This is a genomic window from Candidatus Krumholzibacteriia bacterium (genome assembly GCA_035649275.1).
Lineage (GTDB): Bacteria > Krumholzibacteriota > Krumholzibacteriia.
Genome location: DASRJW010000054.1, coordinates 1 through 19,657, shown reverse-complemented (window position 1 = coordinate 19,657; position 19,657 = coordinate 1). Strand labels below are relative to the sequence as shown.

The following is a 19,657-nucleotide window of genomic DNA, read 5'->3' as shown; positions in this document are numbered from 1 at the left end:
CCATTGTGCATGAGCCTGATCGAACGCCGAGAGTCTTCCACCGAATCGCACCACTGTGGACAAAAGTGACGTTTCATGCAGACACCATTCACATTCGATCGACACTCAAGCCAGCGCTGCAACCCCCTCGTACTGCGTCCACCCGGGTGGCCGGAACGTCTGAAAGAGTCGACAATCCACACCCTTTCTACTGCCGCTACTTTGCTTTCGAAAGCGAAGAAGAGCTCTCCGAACGACACTCATTGGGGAGTGTCTCGAAGACATGTTGGAGCCTCGGACGAGCGATACAACGCATTTGTAATCAACTGTTTAGATGTTCAGTGGGGTGTCGTTTTTGCTTGCAGGACAACGCTCGAGCCGCGTACCATCCGGGACGTCGGGAACCCCATGGATCGAACCTGCACTGGTTCCACTCGGTTTCCCTTCCCGTGTCCCGCCCCTCGGGCCCGCGCTGGGTGTGGCGGTACGAGGTTGGCGCGGTGGCACGTCCGCCGCACGAGCGTGCCCCGAAGCGCGGTGCGCCGCGGTTTTTTTGCTCTGCTGTCCCTCCAGCCTGGGTCCGTCCCAGCGCCAGGCGCGAGATCGCAGCGAGGAGGTAGTGATCCGTGAAGATCGTGGCGGACCAGGCGAAGCTGAGTCAGAAGATGCAAGCGGTGGGCGCCGTGGTCCCGGCCAAGACCACGTTGACTGCCCTTTCCAATGTCCTCTTGCAAGCCGAGGGCGAGCAGTTGCGGCTCACTGCCACCGACCTCGATCTGTCCTTGACGACCAGCATGCCCGCCAAGGTGGAGCAGCCCGGAGCGCTTTGCATCCAAGCCCGTCGGGCGGGCGAGATCGTCCGGGCCCTGCCCCCGGGAGAAGTGAAGATCGGTGGCAGGCCGGATGCGGTGCGCATCCAGTGCGGTAAGAGCGATTTCAAGATCCACGGCGCCGACCCGGACGAGTATCCGAAAGTGGTGGATCGCATGAAGGAGAAAGGATTCTCCATGCCCGGCAAGATGCTCAGCCGGATGATCGACCGGGTGATCCACGCGGTGTCCCAGGATCTCAGCCGTGTCGCCCTCACCGGGGTGCTCTGGGAGTTCGACAAGACCACGTTCTCCATGGTGGCCACCGACGGCAGCCGGCTCTCGAAAGCCACGGTGCCGGAGAAGCTCAGCGCGGGCACGGTGCGCGAGGTCATCGTACCCGGCAAGGCCCTGCAGCAGCTGCAGCGCCTGATGCCGGACGACGGCGAAGTGAAGGTGAGCGTGAGCGAGAACTACATTGGCTTCGACCTGGGTGATACCTTCCTGCACTCGCGGCTGCTCGAGGGGCCCTTCCCGAACTACCGGCCGGTGATCCCGACCAACAACAAGCACAAGCTCACGGTGGAACGGGAGGGCTTGACCCAGGCCACGCGCCGCGTGGCGATCCTGTCCAACACGCTAACGCACCAGATCAAGATGGCGCTCCGCAGCGACGCGATCGCCCTCAGTGTTTCCACCCCGGATCTCGGGGAAGCCCAGGAAGACGTGGTCGCTGCCTACAAAGGCCCGGAGATGGACATCGGCTTCAACGCCAACTTCCTCCTGGACATCCTCAAGTGCGTCGATTCAGCCGACGTGGAGTTCGCCCTCGATCGGGCCGATACGGCGGCGATGGTTCTGCCGGCGGCGGGGAAGGACGGCGAGGAGTTCTTCTGCCTGCTGATGCCGCTCCGCCTCGCAGACTGACGTGAGACTCGGCAGCTTGCGCACAGTCCAGTGGCGGAACCTCGAGGACAGGGAGCACCAGTTTTCCGAGGGTGTGAACGTCCTCGTCGGGGGTAACGGTCAGGGGAAGACGAACGTCATCGAGGCCGTGCACTACCTCGCCCTCGGACGCTCGCACCGAGGGGCGAGAGACGATGAGATCCTTCGCTTTGGCGGCGAGCATTTTTTCGTGCGCGGGGATGGGGAAGGGGACGCCGGGGACGTCTTCAGCATCGAGGCCGGCTTCACACCGCCCAGAGCCAAGCGGCTCAAGGTTGCCGGGCAAGCGGTGACACGGCTCACCGATCTCGCCGGTGTCCTGGCCTGCGTCTCCTTCGGTCCCGAGGACGCGGAGCTGGCCCGGGGCGCGCCGCAGCAGCGGCGGCGCTACGTCGATTACGCGCTGGCGGAGACCAGCCGCACCAGCCTGAACGCACTCGCCGAGTACCGGCGGGTGCTGCAGCAGCGTGGTGCGTGGCTCCGCGCCGCGCGGCGGCGTCCTCCCCTGGCGGGGGAACCGGACTTGCGCGTCTGGGACGAGGAGCTGGTACGGACGGGCGCGGAGGTGGTGCGCCGGCGCGCCGAGGCGCTGGTGGATCTCGCGCCCCGAGTGGAGGAATGCCACCGCCGTCTCGGCGGCGGCGAGGCGCTGTGTTTGCGCTACGCGGTGCATGCCACCGGGCGGCGCTTCCAGGTGGGGGAGGAGCTGCTGGAGTTCCTGGCGGCAGGCGGCTTGGAGGCGGCGTTCGCAGCGCGCTTGCGCGAGCGGCGGGCCGCCGAGCTCGCTCAGCGCGTCAACCTGGTGGGGCCGCACCGCGACGATGTGGAGATCGAGGTCGGGGCGCGGGATCTGCGGCGCTTCGGCTCTCAGGGCCAATGCCGGACCGCGGCGGTGGCGATGAAGATGGCGCAGGCGGACTTCATCCGCGCGCAGCGCCGGGACCGGCCGGTGGTGCTCCTGGACGATGTCTTCGCCGAGCTCGACGAGGAGCGCGCCGGCTGTCTCTGGGAGGTGGTGTGCCGCGAACACCAGACCTTCCTGGCGGTGCCGCGGCGGAGCGACCTGCGCTTCGGCGATGGGGACGCGGTGTTTCGGGTTGAGGCCGGGCGCCTTTTGCGGGAGAAGTGAGTCGCCGGCCGCTGCAGGCGGCGGGAGGACCCGTGGGCAGACGGCGCCAGCCGGGCAAGCTCGAACCGGTGGGACCGGTGGTGGGCGCGCTCTTGCAGGGGCTCGGGCTGGAGAAGCGCCTGCAGGAGTACGAGGCCGTGCACGTCTGGGAGGACGTGGTAGGCGCGGCGGTCGCGGCGCACGCCCGCGCCACGGCGATCCAGGAGGGTGTCCTCTTCGTCGAGGTGGACTCGAGCGTGTGGTTGCAGGAGCTGGGGCTCCTGCGCGAGAGCATCGTGGAGCGCCTCAACGCGCGTCTCGGCGCCGTGTGGGTGCGCCGCATCGTGCTGAGCGCGGAGCGCACGCCATCGGAGCGGGCGCTGCCGGGGCCAGAGGAAGGGTGAGAGTCGATCCATGTCGGCGGAGTACACAGCGCAAGGCATCCAGGTCCTGAAGGGGCTCGAGGCGGTCCGCAAGCGCCCGGCCATGTACATCGGCGGGACGGGAACGAACGGCTTGCACCACCTCGTGTACGAGGTGGTGGACAACGCCGTCGACGAGGCCCTGGCTGGATTCTGCGACAACATCGAGGTGACGTTGCAGGAAGACGGCAGCGTCACGGTGACCGACAACGGCCGCGGCATCCCGGTGGACATGCACCAGGAGCAGAAGAAACCCGCCCTCGAAGTCGTCATGACCATGCTGCATGCAGGCGGCAAGTTCGACAAGAAGAGCTACAAGATCTCCGGTGGACTGCACGGCGTCGGCGTCTCCGTGGTCAACGCGCTCTCCGAGTGGCTCGAAGCCGAGGTGCACCGCGATGGCGCGGTCTGGATGCAGCGCTACGCGCGGGGCACGGCGACGAGCGCAGTGGAGCGGCGGGGGGAGACCGAGCGCACCGGCACGACGGTGCGGTTCATGCCCGACCCTGAGATCTTCGAGAGCACCGAGTTCAGTTTCGACACACTCTCCCAACGACTGCGTGAGCTCGCCTTCCTCAACAACGGTGTGCGCATTTACATCGAGGACAAGCGCACGCGGAAGAAACACGAGTTCCGCTACGAAGGCGGCATCGTCGAGTTCGTCAAGCACTTGAGCCTGAACAAGACACCGTTGCACCCGGAGCCCATCTACGTGCGGGAGCGACGGGACGGCACGGAAGTCGAGATCGCGATGCAGTACAACGAAGGCTACAACGAGAACATCTTCGCCTTCGCCAACAACATCAACACCACCGAAGGCGGCACGCACCTGGTCGGCTTCAAGGCGGCGCTGACGCGGGCCATCAACGGCTACGCCCAGAAGAACAGCCTGCTGAAGAGCGACAAGACCCAGATCACCGGCGAGGATGTGCGCGAAGGCCTGACGGCGGTGCTCAGCGTCAAGCTGCCGGAGCCGCAATTCGAGGGCCAGACGAAGACGAAGCTGGGGAACAGCGAGCTCAAGGGCCTGGTGGAATCCATCCTCGCTTCCGGCCTGAACGATTTCTTGGAGGAGAACCCTCCGGTGGCGCGCCGGGTGGTGGAGAAGACCTTGGCGGCGGCGCGTTCGCGCGAGGCGGCGCGCAAGGCCCGCGAGCTGGCCCGGCGCAAATCCGCTCTCGACAGCCACTCTCTCCCGGGCAAGCTGGCGGACTGCCAGAGCCGTATTCCGGGGGAGTGCGAGATCTTCCTGGTGGAGGGCGACTCCGCCGGCGGCACGGCGAAGATGGGGCGCGACCGCGTCTTCCAGGCCATCCTGCCGTTGAAGGGCAAGATCCTCAATGTCGAGAAAGCGCGGCTCGACCGGATGCTGTCCAACGACGAGATCCGCAACATCATCACCGCCCTCGGCACGGGCATCGGCCAGGACGAGTTCGATGCCGCCAAGCTGCGCTACGACAAGATCGTCATCCTCGCCGATGCGGACGTGGACGGCGCGCACATCCGCACGCTGATCCTGACCTTCTTCTTCCGCCACATGAAACCCCTCGTCGAAACGGGCCATCTCTACATCGCCCAGCCGCCGCTGTACCGCCTCAAGAAGGGCAAAACCATCCACTACGCCTTTAGCGACGAGGAACGGGACCGGCATCTGACGGACTTCGGCCAAGGCGGGAAGGGCGTGTACGTCCAGCGTTACAAGGGGCTCGGGGAGATGAACGCCGACCAGCTGTGGGAGACGACGATGGACCCAGGCGTCCGGGTCATCCGCCAGGTGACGCTGGAGGACGCCGTGGAGGCCGACGAGATCTTCACCGTGCTCATGGGCGAAGAGGTGGAGCCGCGCCGGCGGTGGATCGAGGACAACGCCCACGAAGTGGCCAATCTCGACGTGTGACCGCCGTGGCCAGGGCCGGCGGCCGCCGCACCGCGGCCCCGACGACGAAGGAGTGGTAGCCGATGCCGGACGGACAGGAACGGAGCGAGCGCGTCGTTCCCGTGTACATCGAAGACGAGATGCGCACTTCGTATCTCGACTACTCGATGAGCGTCATCGTCTCGCGCGCGCTTCCCGACATCCGCGATGGATTGAAGCCGGTGCATCGCCGCATCCTGACGGCGATGCACGATCTGAACCTCTTCAGCGACCGGCCGTACCGCAAGTCCGCCAAGATCACCGGCGACGTCACCGCCAATTACCACCCCCATGGCACCCAGGCGGCGTACGAGACGCTGGTGCGCATGGCGCAGAACTTCTCGCTCCGCTATCCCCTGGTCGACGGACAGGGCAACTTCGGCTCCGTCGACGGCGATCCGCCGGCGGCGGAACGCTACACCGAAGCGCGCATGAGCGCCATCGCCGGCGAGATGCTGGCGGACATCGACAAGGATACCGTCGATTACGTCCCCAACTACGACAACACCCGGGAAATGCCGGTGGTGCTGCCGGCGCTGGTTCCCAATCTCCTGGTGAACGGCGCCGCCGGGATCGCCGTCGGCATGGCCACCAACATCCCACCGCACAACCTGGGCGAGATCGTGGACGCCGTGCTGGCGACGCTCGATGCTCCGGACATGGGCCTCCCCGAGCTCATGCGCCTCGTTCCCGGGCCGGACTTCCCCACCGGCGGCATCATCTTCGGCCGCGAGGGGATCCGCGAGGCCTACGCCACCGGGCGGGGCCGCATCATCGTGCGCGCCGCCGCCGAGATCGAGACCGACCCGAAGAGCGAGCGCGAGCGCATTGTCGTCACCGAAATCCCCTACCAGGTGAACAAGGCGGGGATGATCGAACGCATCGCCGACCTGGTGAAGGAAGGGAACCTGGAAGGGATCACGGATCTCCGGGACGAATCGGACCGGCGCGGCATGCGTGTGGTGATCGAGCTGAAGAAGGACGCCAACTCCACGGTGATCCTCAACAAGCTCTTCCACAGCACCCAGATGCAGATGACCTTCGGTGCCAACATGGTGGCGCTCATCGACAACAAGCCGCGCACGGTCAACCTGAAGGAGATGATCCAGCACTACATCGAGCACCGCAAGGAAGTGGTGGTGCGGCGCACGCGCTTCGATCTGCGCAAGGCGGAGGAGCGCGCTCACATCCTGGAAGGCCTGCGCATCGCGCTGGACAACATCGACGAGCTCGTCGCCCTGATCCGCTCGAGCAAGGACCCGGCCGAGGCCTCGGCGCGCATGCGGGAGCGCTTCGGTCTGAGCGAGGCGCAGGCGGCGGCGATCCTCGACATGCGCCTGCAGCGCCTCACCGGCCTCGAGCGCGACAAGATCGAAGCGGAGTACCGCGAGACCCTGGCGCTGATCGAGAAGTTGCGGGCGATCCTGGCGGATCCGCAGCAGGTGGTGGACATCATCAAGGAGGAGCTCCAGGCCCTGCGGGAGAAGTACGGCGACGCGCGCCGCACCCGCATCATGGACGCCATCATGGGCTTCGAGGCCGAGGATCTCATCGCCGACGAGGACATGGTCCTGACCATTTCCCACAACGGCTACATCAAGCGCCTGCCCATGACCACCTACCGGCAGCAGCGGCGGGGCGGGCGCGGCATCGCCGGCTTCAGCGGCCAGGAAAACGACTTCGTCGAGCACGTCTTCGTGGCCTCGACGCACAGCTACCTGCTCTTCTTCACCGACCGCGGCCGTTGCTACTGGGTGAAGGTGCACGAGGTGCCGACGGCGGGGCGCACGGCGCGCGGCAAGGCCATCGTCAACATCCTGCGCCTCAAGGACGAACGCGTCACCAGCATGATCCCGGTGCGGGATCTGCAGGAACCCGGCTTCCTGGTGTTCGCCACCCGGCGCGGCGTGGTGAAGCGCTGCGAGCTCGCCGACTTCAGCAACCCCCGGCCCTCGGGGATCATCGCCATCCACTTGCGGGAGAACGACGAGCTCGTCGGCGTGGCGCTGACCCGCGGGGACAGCCAGATCGTCCTGGCCAAGAGGTCCGGGAAGGCGGTGCGCTTCAAGGAAGGCGACGTGCGCGCCATGGGCCGCGCGGCCACCGGCGTGCGCGGTGCCACGCTGGAGTCCGAGAGCGACAGCGTCATCGGCATGGTGGCGGTGTCCCGTCCGGAGGCCCAGCTCCTCGTGGTCACCGAGAAGGGTTACGGCAAGCGCACCGCCCTCGATGCCTACCGGCTGACGGCGCGGGGCACCAAGGGTGTCATCACACTGCGGGTCACCGGGCGCAACGGTCCGCTGGTCGCCATCCGCGAAGTCGTCGACGGTGACGAACTCATGCTCATCACCAGCCGGGGGACGCTCATCCGCCTGCCGGTGTCGGGGATCTCCCAGCTCGGCCGGGCCACGCAAGGCGTGCACCTGGTGCGGCTCGGCGAGGATGACCGGGTCGTCGCGGTGGCGCACATCGCCCGGGAAGACGAAGACGTGGAAGCGCCGCGGCGGGTAGCCACGCCCGGCGTGGTCTCGCCGGAGGAGCAGCAGGCCGAGGCGGCCGCCGAAGGCGAGGACGAGGAGGTCGTGGACGACGAGGACGGCGCGGACGGGGAAGCCGAGGACATCGACGACGACGTTTGAAGTGCGCATCACGCTCCCCCGGGAGATCATGCAGCACAGACCTGGAAGCAACCGCGCGCCGGGCGGTGAGCGACGCAAGCTCCTGCACATGGACCGCGCTTCCGCCTCGACGGTGACGCGCCTCTCCAGCTACTACCGCGCCCTCGGGGAGCTCGGCAAAGAAGGCATGGACACGGTGTCCTCGGACCGCCTGGCCGAGCGCGCCGGTCTCACCTCGGCGCAGGTCCGCAAGGACCTCTCTTTTTTCGGCAACTTCGGCCGGCGCGGTCTCGGTTACAACGTCGCCAAGCTGCGCCGGAAGCTCGGCGAGATCCTCGGGCTCACCCAGCGCTGGCGCGTGGCGCTCCTCGGCGCCGGCAACCTGGGGCATGCGCTCTTCGCCTACAAGGCTTTCCAGAAGCAGGGGTTCGTGATCGAAGCGGTGTTCGACGTGGACCCCCGCAAAGTGGGACAGAAGTGGGAGGGCATCGGGATCCGCAGCATCGCCGAGCTGCAGCAGGTGGCGGCGAAGACGCCCTTCGACATCGCCATCATCGCCGTGCCCGAGAGAGCGGCGCAGGCGGTGGCGGAGGCCGCCGTCGCCGCCGGGATCCGCGGCATCCTCAACTTCGCGCCGGTGAAGCTGACCATCTCGCCGCAGGTGGCGTTGCGCGACGTCGATCTTTCCATCGCCATGGAGTCCCTGAGCTACGCTCTGGTGAAGCTCCTGCCCTGAACCATCAAGAGGGAAGCCCGTGCCGTTGCTGAGCCTGAGCCGCGCCTGCTTCGATTTCGGCCGCGAGAAGCTGCTGCGCGACGTGACCCTGGACATCGAGCCAGGAGAGAAAGCGGCGCTGGTGGGGATCAACGGCAGCGGCAAGTCCACCCTGCTCCGGCTGTTGTCGGGGCAGAGCGCGCCGGACCGTGGCGAACGTCACGTGGCCCGCCGCGCCCGCATCGTCTGCTTGCCCCAGGAGACCGCCGCCGAGGGCGAAGGCACCTTGCTGGCCTGGGTGAATGCCGCCCATGGCGATCTCGATGCGGTACGCAGCGAGAGCGAAGCGCTGCAAACGCGGCTCGAGCAGGGCGAGACTCTGGATCCCGACACCCTGGAGCGCTACGGCGACCTGCAGCACCGCTTCGAGGCTCTCGGGGGCTACGGACACGAGGCGGTGGTGCAAGCGGCATTGCACGGGGTGGGCTTCGCCGACGCGGACTTCGACAAGCCGCTCCGGGTGCTCTCCGGCGGCGAGCGGCGGCGCGCCGCGCTGGCCGCGGTGCTCGTCCAGGGCGGCGACCTGGTGCTCCTCGACGAGCCCACCAACCACCTGGATCTGGACGGGCTGGAGTGGTTGCAGGAATTCGTGCGAGCGAGCCCGAGCGCCATGCTCATCGTCTCCCACGACCGCTACTTCCTGGACCACACCGTGAGCTGCGTCTGGCACCTGTCGCGCGGCACGGTCATGCGCTGGCCAGGCAATTACTCCAAGTTCAGCGTCGATTACGAAGCCTGGGTGACGCAGGAGGAAACGGCCTACCTGCGCCAGCAGCACGAGATCCGCAAGACCGAGGATTTCATCCGCCGCAACATCGCCGGGCAGAAGACCAAGCAGGCCCAGAGCCGGCGCAAGAAGCTGGAAAAGCTGGAGCGCCTCGAGAAACCCCGGGAGGAGCGCACCCGTTTCGTGCTGCGCCTGCAGGCGCGGCGCCGCGGCGGCAACGTGGTCCTCTCGGCGCGGGGCTTGAGCAAGAGTCTGGGCGGCCGCACCCTCTTCACCGATCTCGACCTCGACTTCGCCCGGGGCGACAAGGTGGGGATCATCGGCCCCAATGGCTCGGGCAAGACCACCTTGCTCAAGATCCTCGCGCGGCGCTTGCATGCGGACGCCGGAACGGTGAAGCTCGGCTCCGAGATCGAGCTCGGCTATTTCGACCAGGAGCTGGATTTCGTCGGTGACGCACCCACCCTGATGGAGGAGATCTGGAGGGTCGATCCCTCCATGGGCGAGGAAGACATCCGCAGCTGGCTCGGTGCCTTCGGTTTCGGCGCCGAGTTCGTCGACCGGGCGGTGCGGGTGCTCTCGGGGGGCCAGCGCAGCCGGCTGGGTTTGCTGAAGCTGATGCTCATGCAGCACAATTTCCTCGTCCTCGACGAGCCGACGAACCACCTCGACCTGGACGCCATCGATCTGGTGGAGGCGGGGCTGCGCGGCTTCGCGGGCACCTTGGCTCTGGTGTCGCACGACCGGCAGCTGCTCTCCCGCGCCGTGGACAAGTTGGTGGTGCTCGCGGCGGGGAAGGTGCGGGTCTTCCACGGCGGCTACGAGGAGTACGTGCAGTCTCTGCACGGTGAGCCGCTGTGGAGCGCGATCGTGCGGCAGGAAAGCGAGCGACGGCAGCTGCAGGAGAGCGCCACCGCTCCGCCGCCCTCGACCCGCGCGGCCGCGGCGACCCCAGCGAGTCCGGTCGGCGCACCCGAGCCGGAGACACCGCGGGTGAGCAAGAACGTGCTCGCGCGCCTGCGCCGGGAGCTGGAGGAGCTGGAGGACCGCATCGTCACCTTGGAAGTGGACGTCGAGGAGCTGGAGGCCGCGCTCTCGCGCGCCGGGGAGCTGCGCGGCGAGGAGATCCAGGCGACGGCGCGGGCCCACGCCGAGAAGAAGAAGGAGCTGGCGGTGCAGTACGCGCACTGGGACCGGCTCACCGAGGAGATCGGCAGCAAGACCCGCCATTTCGAAGAGGCGACCGGCAGGAGCCGGCGCAAGCGCTGAGGGGAGCGTCGTGGGTCGCAAGCTCCGTGGCCGCAGTACCCGCCCGCGTTGGGGGGCGCAAGCGTCCGGGTTCGACACCGTGGTGGGCTGGGATCCACCGGCGCGGCGCACCGACGGCGACCACGCCGACATGGTGCCGCGGGATCGGACCTGGAGCCGGGGCCGCCTGCAAGAGCGCAGCGTCCTCGTCGGCGTGGTGCTGCCGCAGCAACGACGGGTGCAGGAGGAGCAGCATCTCGAGGAGCTGGCACAGCTGGCCCGCACCGCCGGGGCCCAGCCGCTGGAGCGCCTGCTGCAGGAGCGCAGCCAACCGGACGTGCGCACCTACGTGGGGCGCGGCAAGGTGGAGGAGATCCGCGCCGCCTGCGAGCGGCTCGAAGCCAACCTCGTCATCTTCGACGACACCTTGTCGCCCGCCCAGGCGCGCAACCTGGAAAAAGCGCTGGAGCGCAACGTCATCGATCGCTCCGAGCTCATCCTCGACATCTTCGCGCGACACGCCCGCAGTCGCGAGGCCATGCTGCAGGTCGAGCTGGCGCAGCTCGAGTACATGCGCCCGCGCCTGCGCCGGCTGTGGGACCACCTCTCGCGCCAGGACGGTGGCATCGGCACCCGCGGGCCCGGGGAAACGCAGCTCGAGGTGGACCGGCGGCGGGTGGGCGAACGCATCTCCCATCTCAAAGAGCAGCTACGCGAGCGGCGCAAGGTGGCGGCGACGCAGCGCAAGTCGCGCCAAGGGGAGTTCCGCGTCGCCCTCGTGGGGTACACCAATGCCGGCAAGTCGTCGCTCATGAACGCCCTCTGCGGCAGCGAGCTGCTGGTGGAAAACCAGCTCTTCTCGACGCTGGACGCCACGACGCGCCGCGCCCCGTTGCCGGAGGGCGCCGCGGTGCTGCTCACCGACACCGTGGGGTTCATCCGCAAGCTGCCCCACGACCTGGTGGCGAGCTTCCGCACCACGCTGTCGGAGATCAACGAAGCGGACCTGCTGTTGCACGTCGTCGACCTCACCAGCCCGGCCCTGCCGGCACACATCGACACGGTGCACGAGGTCCTCGACGGCATCCTGGAGGGCCAGCGGGACACGCTCATGGTGTTCAACAAGCTGGATGCCCTCGCGGATCCGACGCTGGTGAACGTCATGCTGCGGCATCATCCGCGGGCGCACTTCGTCTCGGCGCGCAGCGGCGCCGGCCTGCAGGAGCTGCGCCGCGCCATCCTGACTCACGAGCGCTCCCGTGTCGTCGAGGTGGAAATCGAGGTGCGGGAGCGTGCCGCCGAAGTGCTGGCCTTCTGCTACCGCGAGGGCCGGGTGCAGCAGCAGGACGTCGGGCCGCAAGGAGCACCCAGGTTGCGCGTTTCCTTCCGGGATCTGGTCTTCCGGCGCTTTACCAAGCTGCACAGCGGCGACTACCACATCCTCCATGCACCCGTGCACGGCGACGGCGCCTCGCCCGGCAATGCCGAAGGCCGTGAGCCGTGAGCGCCGCGGTCGGAGCGCCCGCGCCGGCCACCGCGCGGGCGGCAGGCGTGGCCTGGCGGCGCGGCCTGACCGCTTTCCTTCTCCTCGTCGCTGCCGGTCTCTTCGTCTTCCACGCCCGCATCTACTGGCAGTGGACCGAGGACGACGCGTTCATTTCTTACCGCTATTCCCAGAATTTCGCCCGCGGCGAAGGTCTCGTCTTCAATCCCGGTGAGCGGATCGAAGGCTATTCGAACCTTTCTTGGGTCCTCCTGGGGGCGGCGGCGTCTCGCGCCGGCCGGGACCTCGAGCACGATGCCAAGGTCGTGGGCCTCGCAGCGGGCCTCGCCGCCTTGCTGCTGTCGTGGCTCTTGGCGCGGCGTGTCGCGCCGGAGAGTGGTCTCGGCGCCTTGCTGGCGCCGTACGCCGTGGCGATGACGCCGATCCTGGTGCAGCACTCGGTGGCCGGCCTGGAGACGAGCCTCTTCGCGGCGCTGCTCGCCGGTGCGGTGCTCCTCACGGCGGAGCCGAAGGCGGGAGTGTGGCGGAGCGGTGGCCTTCTCGTGCTCTTGCTGCTGCTGCTGCTCACTCGGCCGGAGGGCGGCCTTCTCGCCGGTCTGTTGCTGGGCGCGCGAGCCTTCGTCGTGGCCCAGGAGAGCCGAGCCAAGAGTTGGCTGTGGGCGACGGCGGCGGCCTTCGCAGTCGGCGCCGCGGCCTACGTGGTGTGGCGGTGGAGCTACTTCCATGCCCTGCTGCCCAACACTTTCTACGCCAAAGCGCGTGGTGGCTTGCACGGGATCATCGATGGGGTCCAGTACACGCTGGACTTCATGCGTGACTGGGGCGGGCCTCCTTTTCTCGCGCTCGCCCTGGTGCCGCTCCTGCTGGGTCCCCGCCGGCCGGTGCTGGGTGTCGCTCTCGTTGCTCTCGTCGCCTACGAGGGCTTCGTCGTCTTGGCCGGCGGCGATTGGATGTATCACTACCGCTTCTTCGCCCACGTTCTCCCGCTGCTCGCCGGCCTGGTGACTGCGGGATGGATGCAGATCTTGTCTCTGGTGCAGCCGGGCACGCTGCGGGCCGCGGTCGTCTACGGCGCCGCGGCGCTGGTGCTGCTGGTGACATTCTTAGGCATCGGCAACACCGAGCTCAGGGTGGCGCGGGCGGTGTTGCCAGCTCTCGCCGCGCACAACTACCTGTCGCAGAACTACCAGGAGCTGGGGCTCTGGTTCGCCGAGAACACGCCGCCGGTGGCGAAGATCGCCATCAGCGACGTGGGCGCGGTGGGCTTCTACTCGGAGCGCCACATCCTCGACATGTTCGGTCTCATCGACCCGCACATCGCCCGCCTGCCCGGCCGCATGCACTACAAGGCCAACCCGCGCTACGTGCTGTCCCTGGCGCCGGACTACATCGTCCTCGTCTCCCTCAACGATCAGGGAGCCGGTTATTCCTTCCAGCGCATCCCGGACTACGCCATGAACGCCCTGCCCGCATTCCACGAGCAATACGAGCTCATCCGCACCGTCCCGCAGCACTGGAACAACGAGTTCGTCCTCGTCTACCGCCGCCGCGGTTGAGGCGCTCCTGCTTGTGCTATGATGCGCGCCCGCATGGTGTCGCCGCAGCGGCGACGCATGTCCCGCCCGCCCCGTCGTGGAGGTTCGTCGTGAGTTCTCGGAAGCGTCCCCGCGCCGGGTCCCGGTCCAGAGCCACGAGCCCCAACGGCGGGAAAGCACGCCCGCGCCGCCGCGCCCCCGACACCGCCGCGGAGCCCACTCGCCCCGCCGCCGGTGCGGTGGCGGGACACGTGCATCGCGCCGCCGCGGCCTACGGCACCGGCTTCGACGATCACCTCGAACCCACCCTGCCGCTCGACCTGGGGCAGGTGAGCTCGATCTCGGATCTCGTGCGCCAGTACGGCTCCACCGCCATCGGCGCGCGCCAGGTGGGCCTCGCCGCCGACATCCTCGAGACGGCGAGCCGCGACCCGGAATGCTACGTCGTTCTCACCATCTCCGGCGCCATGACGGTGGCGAAGATGGGACTCGTCGTCTGCGACATGATCGAACACGGCATGGTGCAGGCCATCGTCGCCACCGGTGCTCTCATGGCGCATGGTTTCGTCGAAGCCAGCGGCCTCCTGCACTTCAAGTACGACCCCGCCATGGACGATGAGCAACTGTTCGACCGGGGCTACAACCGCATCTACGACAGCCTGGAGCTGGAAAAGAACCTCGACGACGTGGAGCCCGTCGTGCGCGCTGTGCTGGACGCAGAAGACGACGGCACCCCTTGGTCGAGCGTGCGCTTGCATCGCGAGCTCGGCGAGACGCTGGCGCGCCGGGGCGCGGGCCGTGGCATTCTGCGCTCTGCCTACGAGCACGACGTGCCGATCTACGTCCCCGCCTTCACCGACTCGGAGCTGGGATTGGACTTCGCCATTCACAGCCGCCGGCGCCAGCGCGCTGGTCTCGCGTCGCTCGCCTTCGATCCGTTCCTGGATCTCGAGGACTACACCGGGCGCATCGAGAAACAGAAACGACTGGCGATCTTCACCATCGGCGGTGGTGCGCCGCGCAACTGGGCGCAGCAGGTGGCCCCCTACCTCGATCTACTGCACAAGCGTGCGGGGATCGGGCAGGGCATGCGGCGCTTCCAATACGCCGTGCGCATCTGTCCGGAGCCGGTGCACTGGGGCGGTCTCTCAGGCTGCACCTACTCCGAGGGCGTGTCCTGGGGCAAGTTCGTCCCTGTCTCCGAGGGCGGACGCTTCGCCGAGGTCTACGCCGATGCCACCATCGTCTGGCCCCTCGTGGTGAAAGCCGTCCTGGAGCGGCTCGCCGCCGCGAAGGCCGCGGCCGGCGGTGGCGGCGAGCGCCGCCTGCGGCGACGCTGAGCCGGGCCGGCAGCCTTTACAAACGGCCCCAGGGGCCACTAGGCTGCAACGGCTCTCGCTTCCCCACCTCGGCCCACGTCGCCGTGCTCCGGCCACGGATTGTCGCTTCCAGGAGGACATGCACGTGCCACGAACACGAAGGTCGACCCGGTGTAGCATCTGGATCCTGGGCCTGGGGCTCGTCCTCGCCGCGCCACCCGCGGCCCGCGGCGACGAGTCCACCCGCATCGGCGTCCACGTGGGCGGGGGCTTCGGCAAGTACACCGGCGGCAATCTCGACCACACCGATATCGGGCCGATGCTGCAAGGCGGGCTGCGCCTGGGCTGGACCCGGAACATCGACGTGCTCGCCGGACTGCGCTACGGCTCCTTCGCAGGCACCGGACTGCCCGACAGCGTGCAGACCCACACCGACGGGAGCCAAACAATCCTGCCGCGCACCTTCCACAACCGGACCACGCAGTTCGAGGGGAGCGCACTCTACAGTTTCCATCCCGAGGGACGCTGGTCGCCCCTCGTTTTCGGCGGTGGAGGCGTCAGCTTTTGGCGCGTGGTGGATCTCACCGGCAAGTCCACGGGGATGTTCGCCAACGGCGACGTGCCCTGGGGATTCAAGGACGACGGCGCTTCCGACTTGCTGAGCGGCTCGAACTGGACCATGCACTTCGGCGTGGGAGCGGAGTTCGAGTTCTTCCGCCGCGCCTGGGTGCAGGTGGGCGGCCGCTTGGACTGGCTGATCGCGCAGCACACGGACAATACCGGCGCCAGCGCCGCCTTCGGCAGCCCGGCGGAGGTCGACGCCAACCAGTTCCTGAGCAGCCTCTACGTCGGCGTGCACTACCTCTTCACCGAACGCGACTCCGACCAGGACGGGATCGCCAACAAGTCCGACGCCTGCCCCGAGCAAGCGGAGGACAAGGACGGCTTCCAGGATTTCGACGGTTGCCCGGAGGGGGACAACGACGGCGACGGCATCGCCGACGCCAGCGACAAGGCCATCGACCAGGCGGAGGACAAGGACGGCTTCCAGGACGAGGACGGCGCCCCGGACCCGGACAACGACGGTGACGGCATTCTCGACGCCAGCGACAAGGCGCCCGATCAGGCGGAGGACAAAGACGGCTTCCAGGACGAGGACGGCGTCCCCGATCCGGACAACGATGCCGACGGCGTCCTCGACACCGCCGACCGCTGCGCCAGCACGCCGGCGGGCGTCCCCGTGGACAGTCTCGGCTGTCCGACGGTGGCGAAGATCGACAAGGCTCGCGTGCTGGCCGGCATCCGCTTCCGCACCGGCACGGCGGAGCTCGAAGGCGCGTCCTTCGCCGCCCTCGATTCGGTGCTGCAGTCGCTGCGCGCCTATCCGGAGTTGCAGCTGGAAGTGCAGGGCCACACGAGCGACGTGGGTGCGAACGACCAGAATCTGCAGCTCGGCCAGAAGCGCGCCGAAGCGGTGGCGAGCTATCTCGTCTCGAAGGGCATCGAAGCCCGGCGCCTGACACCGATCGGGTACGGCGAGGAAAGCCCGCTGGTGAAGAACGACAGCCCGGAGAACCGGGCCCGCAACGAGCGCATCATGATCAGCCCGATGGAGACGGTGCCGCTGGAGCCGGTGCCCGCTCCGGAGAAGCGCAACTGAAGTGACCAGCGAGGCAAGGAGCACCCCAGAGCGCACTAGACCCGAGAACTCCGGTCTGGCGCCTCGAGCCGAGGATGGCGACCGCCATCACGACGAGGTCCTGCGTCTGGCCTCGACCTACCCGGATCTGCCGCTGGAAGCGGTGTTCAAGGAAGATCTCCTGCGCCTCGGGGTGCGCTTCACCCCGGCGGCGCTGCGTCTGGCGGCGCGCGCCAAGCCGAAGGCGTATTTCATCTTCTCCTTCGACATGGTGCCGCTGGCCGAGCTTCCCGAGGAGTCGCTGCACGCTCCCGAAGAAATGGCTCTCCTCGGCGGGCCGCACGACCTGCGTCGCACCATCGTCTCGGTGCGTCTCAATCCCGCCTCGCCGTACTGGGTGGATGTCGTGGAGGGGCGCTTGTGGCTCCACGCTGGCCAGCGCGCGCTCGCCGAGGTGAAGCTGGGCCCGCTGCCGACGTACTACGCCCGCGACTTGCCGGGAGGCAAGAGCATGCGCGAGGTGGCACCCACCATCGAGTGGGGATACCTCGTCTACCTCACCATCTTCCGCCTGTGCCAGTACTTCGGCGCCGAAGAAGAATGCAAGTTTTGCGACATCAACGAGAACTTCCGGCAGCAGCGGCGCGCCGGGCGGCCCTACACACAGGTGAAGGAGCTCGACGACGTCCTGAGGGCGCTGGCCGTCATCGACGAGGAGGAGCGCGGGGCGGCGCCGGCGCCCACGCCGGGAGGCGCCGACGACCTCTTCCTGCCCTTGCTGCGGACGACGGCGTACACGCTCACCGGCGGCAGCATCACCTCGCAGTTGCAGGGCCAATCGGAGGTGGACTTCTATTGCCGTTACGCCGCCGCCATCGAGGCGCGCTTCCCCGGCCGCTGGCTCTCCAAGGTCGTGGTGCAGGCACAGGATGCCGAGGCGGTCCAGCGCTTCAAAGACGCCGGTGTGAAGATCGTGCATCCCAACTACGAAGTGTGGGACCCGCGCCTCTTCGCCCTCCTCTGCCCCGGCAAGGAACGCTTCATCGGTCGTGACGAGTGGATCCGGCGTATCCTGGCGGCGGCGGAAATCATGGGCCCAGCGCAGGTCATCCCCAACTTCGTGGCCGGGGTGGAAATGGCACGGCCTTGGGGCTTCGCGCGGGTCGAGGACGCTTTGCGTTCCACCGGCGAGGGTCTCGACTTCTTCATGTCCCACGGCGTCGTGCCGCGCTTCACCACCTGGTGCCCGGAGAAGCTTTCGGAGCTCGGGAGCGACCAGGGTCCTGCACCCCTCGAGTACCACCTGGGGCTCCTCCGACTCTGGCGCGACACCCACCGCCGCCACGGCCTCCCGGTGCCGCCCGGTTACGGCGAGCCGGGGCCAGGACGCGCCGTGTTCTCCGTCAGCGCCTTCATGGACGTCGCGGCGACCTGATGGTGCCCGCAGGCGCTTGACAAACCCGATCCCCCGCCCTTCCTTGCTGGAGCACCGTCGAATGACGATGCCTAGTCCGTGACGGCTGGGCGCCCCGAGAGCCTCAGTGCTCCTCCGTATCTCTCGGGGCGCCGAAACGAGCGTGATCCCCACACGCTCGCATCCCCAATGCGTTGCTCGTTCTGCTCTCGTGATGTGCCCGGTGCGCATCGGGTGGGGACCTACGCCCTGGAACCGGAATCCGGCCTGGTCCAACGGCGGGGTCGCGTGCGGCCGGGCACATTTTCCTCGTGCCTCCAAGCGGCGGCACGCGTTGCGCCGTCCTGCGCCCCTCGTTACTATGGTCAGCATGCGGCGCACTCCGGCGCTGGCGCGCTCGAGAGGGATGGTCCGATGCTGCTGCTTGCCGATTCCTTCCGTCGCCCGGCCCCGAGTTCGGGGAGTGGTGTCGCGGCGTTCGTCCGCCAGGGTTCGAGGGGCGGAACGGGGGCGGCGATCACGGCAGCGTTCCTCCTCCTCGCCGGCTGCGACGACAACACCGGCACCCCGGCGCCGAACCAGGCCCCGGAAACGGACCTCACCAGCTCGGTGCCGGCAGAGGGTGGTGTCGAGCTCCACCACCTGGAAGTCCATTTCAGCGGTCGCGACGCCGACGGCAGCAATCTCCGCTTCGAGTACCTGCTGCACACGTACCCGCGCGCGCTGGCGCGGTACCAGGACATCACCGTTTTCACCCCCGCCACCGACGATCCACGCTGGGCGTCGACGCAAGGTGGGGAGACACCCTTCGCCATCGACCTCGTGGTGCTTGCCGACACCCTGCGCGCCGATCCGCAAGGCGACATCGGCGCTGGTCACTTCGATCGCTGGCACACGCTCTATGTCCGCGCCATCGACAGCGAAGGGGCGAAGGATGCAACCCCGGCGCAGCGCACCTTCGACGCCTACACCGTGGCACCGGTGATCTGGCTGCTGCCGCCGGCGGTCCCAGGACCAGAGACCGCCACCCTGCCGCGCAGCTTCGCCATGAACTGGTTCGGCGTGGACGACGTCGGCGATGGCCACACCCAGGACCCCGAAGCGGTGCGTTGGGTGCTCGTCCATCTCACCCCCGCCGAGGCGGCGGACCCGGCGCTGGTGAAGCAGCGTCTGTACTCCGTGCCCGAATCAGCGTGGAGTGATTGGCTGCCCTGGGGAGCCGAAGCCGCCGCGCGGCAAGCGGCGCTGTACGACGTCATGCCGCCGGAGACGGGGGACTCGTGGCATGCCTTCGCGGTGCAAGGTCTCGACGACGCCGGCGCCATCACGCCACAATTCGCCGACGCCCCCTTCACGCAGAACAACTACGGCATCCTGCACGTGGTGAGCAATCTTCCCGTCGGGCCCACGGTCCCGGTGCGGGAGGTTCAGGTCCCGCTCGGCAACTGGGTGTTCGAGGGCGGCACGCCGCCGGCGATCCAGGTGGCTGCGGCCGGCGTCGATTCGGTCACCCTCGAGTGGGGACCCATGACGACCGGGCACTACGGCGCTCAGTCGAAGGACTATCGCTACGGCTGGAACATCACGAATATCCACAACGACGGCGAGTGGTCGCCCTGGACCACGCTGCACGCGGCGCCGCCGCGCCGGCTCTCCACCACGGACCTTGACGTTTTCTACCTCCAGGCCCGCGACACCAT

At 68.0% G+C, this 19,657-nt stretch carries 13 protein-coding genes; all 13 read left to right on the top strand.

Annotation, left to right across the window (positions count from 1 at the left end; genetic code table 11):
- Positions 1-605 precede the first annotated feature (605 nt).
- Complete coding sequence (gene dnaN / locus VFE28_05545; protein HZM15446.1) at positions 606-1,715, top strand: DNA polymerase III subunit beta; 1,110 nt, start codon at positions 606-608, stop codon at positions 1,713-1,715.
- Positions 1,716-1,731: 16 nt separating this feature from the next.
- Entirely contained in the window at positions 1,732-2,862 is a 1,131-nt protein-coding gene (gene recF, locus VFE28_05540; protein HZM15445.1) for a DNA replication and repair protein RecF, read from the top strand.
- 32 nt (positions 2,863-2,894) lie between these two features.
- Positions 2,895-3,245: a DUF721 domain-containing protein gene (locus tag VFE28_05535; protein HZM15444.1), complete on the top strand. Its 351-nt coding sequence runs from the start codon at positions 2,895-2,897 to the stop codon at positions 3,243-3,245.
- A 10-nt stretch (positions 3,246-3,255) separates the two neighbouring features.
- The gene (gene gyrB / locus VFE28_05530) at positions 3,256-5,160 is read left to right on the top strand and encodes a DNA topoisomerase (ATP-hydrolyzing) subunit B (protein HZM15443.1); all 1,905 of its coding nucleotides are present in this window, start codon (positions 3,256-3,258) and stop codon (positions 5,158-5,160) included.
- 62 nt (positions 5,161-5,222) lie between these two features.
- Entirely contained in the window at positions 5,223-7,817 is a 2,595-nt protein-coding gene (gene gyrA / locus VFE28_05525) for a DNA gyrase subunit A (protein ID HZM15442.1), read from the top strand.
- Between the two features lie 28 nt (positions 7,818-7,845).
- Positions 7,846-8,532 (top strand): redox-sensing transcriptional repressor Rex, encoded by a 687-nt coding sequence (locus VFE28_05520; GenBank protein ID HZM15441.1) that lies wholly within the window; start codon positions 7,846-7,848, stop codon positions 8,530-8,532.
- Between the two features lie 19 nt (positions 8,533-8,551).
- A complete protein-coding gene (locus tag VFE28_05515) occupies positions 8,552-10,567 on the top strand; it encodes an ABC-F family ATP-binding cassette domain-containing protein (GenBank protein HZM15440.1) in 2,016 nt (671 codons plus the stop codon).
- A 10-nt stretch (positions 10,568-10,577) separates the two neighbouring features.
- Positions 10,578-12,050, top strand: coding sequence for a GTPase HflX (gene hflX / locus VFE28_05510; protein HZM15439.1), 1,473 nt, complete (start codon positions 10,578-10,580; stop codon positions 12,048-12,050).
- Positions 12,047-13,606: a hypothetical protein gene (locus tag VFE28_05505; GenBank protein HZM15438.1), complete on the top strand. Its 1,560-nt coding sequence runs from the start codon at positions 12,047-12,049 to the stop codon at positions 13,604-13,606. The genes hflX and VFE28_05505 overlap by 4 nt, the downstream gene beginning before the upstream one ends.
- Before the next feature lie 89 nt (positions 13,607-13,695).
- On the top strand, positions 13,696-14,925 hold the full coding sequence (locus VFE28_05500; GenBank protein HZM15437.1) for a deoxyhypusine synthase family protein: 1,230 nt from the start codon (positions 13,696-13,698) through the stop codon (positions 14,923-14,925).
- 118 nt (positions 14,926-15,043) lie between these two features.
- Positions 15,044-16,564 (top strand): OmpA family protein, encoded by a 1,521-nt coding sequence (locus VFE28_05495; GenBank protein HZM15436.1) that lies wholly within the window; start codon positions 15,044-15,046, stop codon positions 16,562-16,564.
- Positions 16,565-16,664: 100 nt separating this feature from the next.
- On the top strand, positions 16,665-17,978 hold the full coding sequence (locus VFE28_05490) for a radical SAM protein (GenBank protein ID HZM15435.1): 1,314 nt from the start codon (positions 16,665-16,667) through the stop codon (positions 17,976-17,978).
- 393 nt (positions 17,979-18,371) lie between these two features.
- The coding region (locus VFE28_05485) for a hypothetical protein (GenBank protein ID HZM15434.1) at positions 18,372-19,657 on the top strand (1,286 nt) is incomplete at its 3' end.

Coding starts and splice junctions, on each gene's coding strand:
- gyrB (HZM15443.1), top strand. CDS start 3,256: ATGTCGGCGGAGTACACAGCGCAAGGCATCCAGGTCCTGAAGGGGCTC.
- gyrA (HZM15442.1), top strand. CDS start 5,223: ATGCCGGACGGACAGGAACGGAGCGAGCGCGTCGTTCCCGTGTACATC.
- VFE28_05520 (HZM15441.1), top strand. CDS start 7,846: ATGCAGCACAGACCTGGAAGCAACCGCGCGCCGGGCGGTGAGCGACGC.
- VFE28_05495 (HZM15436.1), top strand. CDS start 15,044: ATGCACGTGCCACGAACACGAAGGTCGACCCGGTGTAGCATCTGGATC.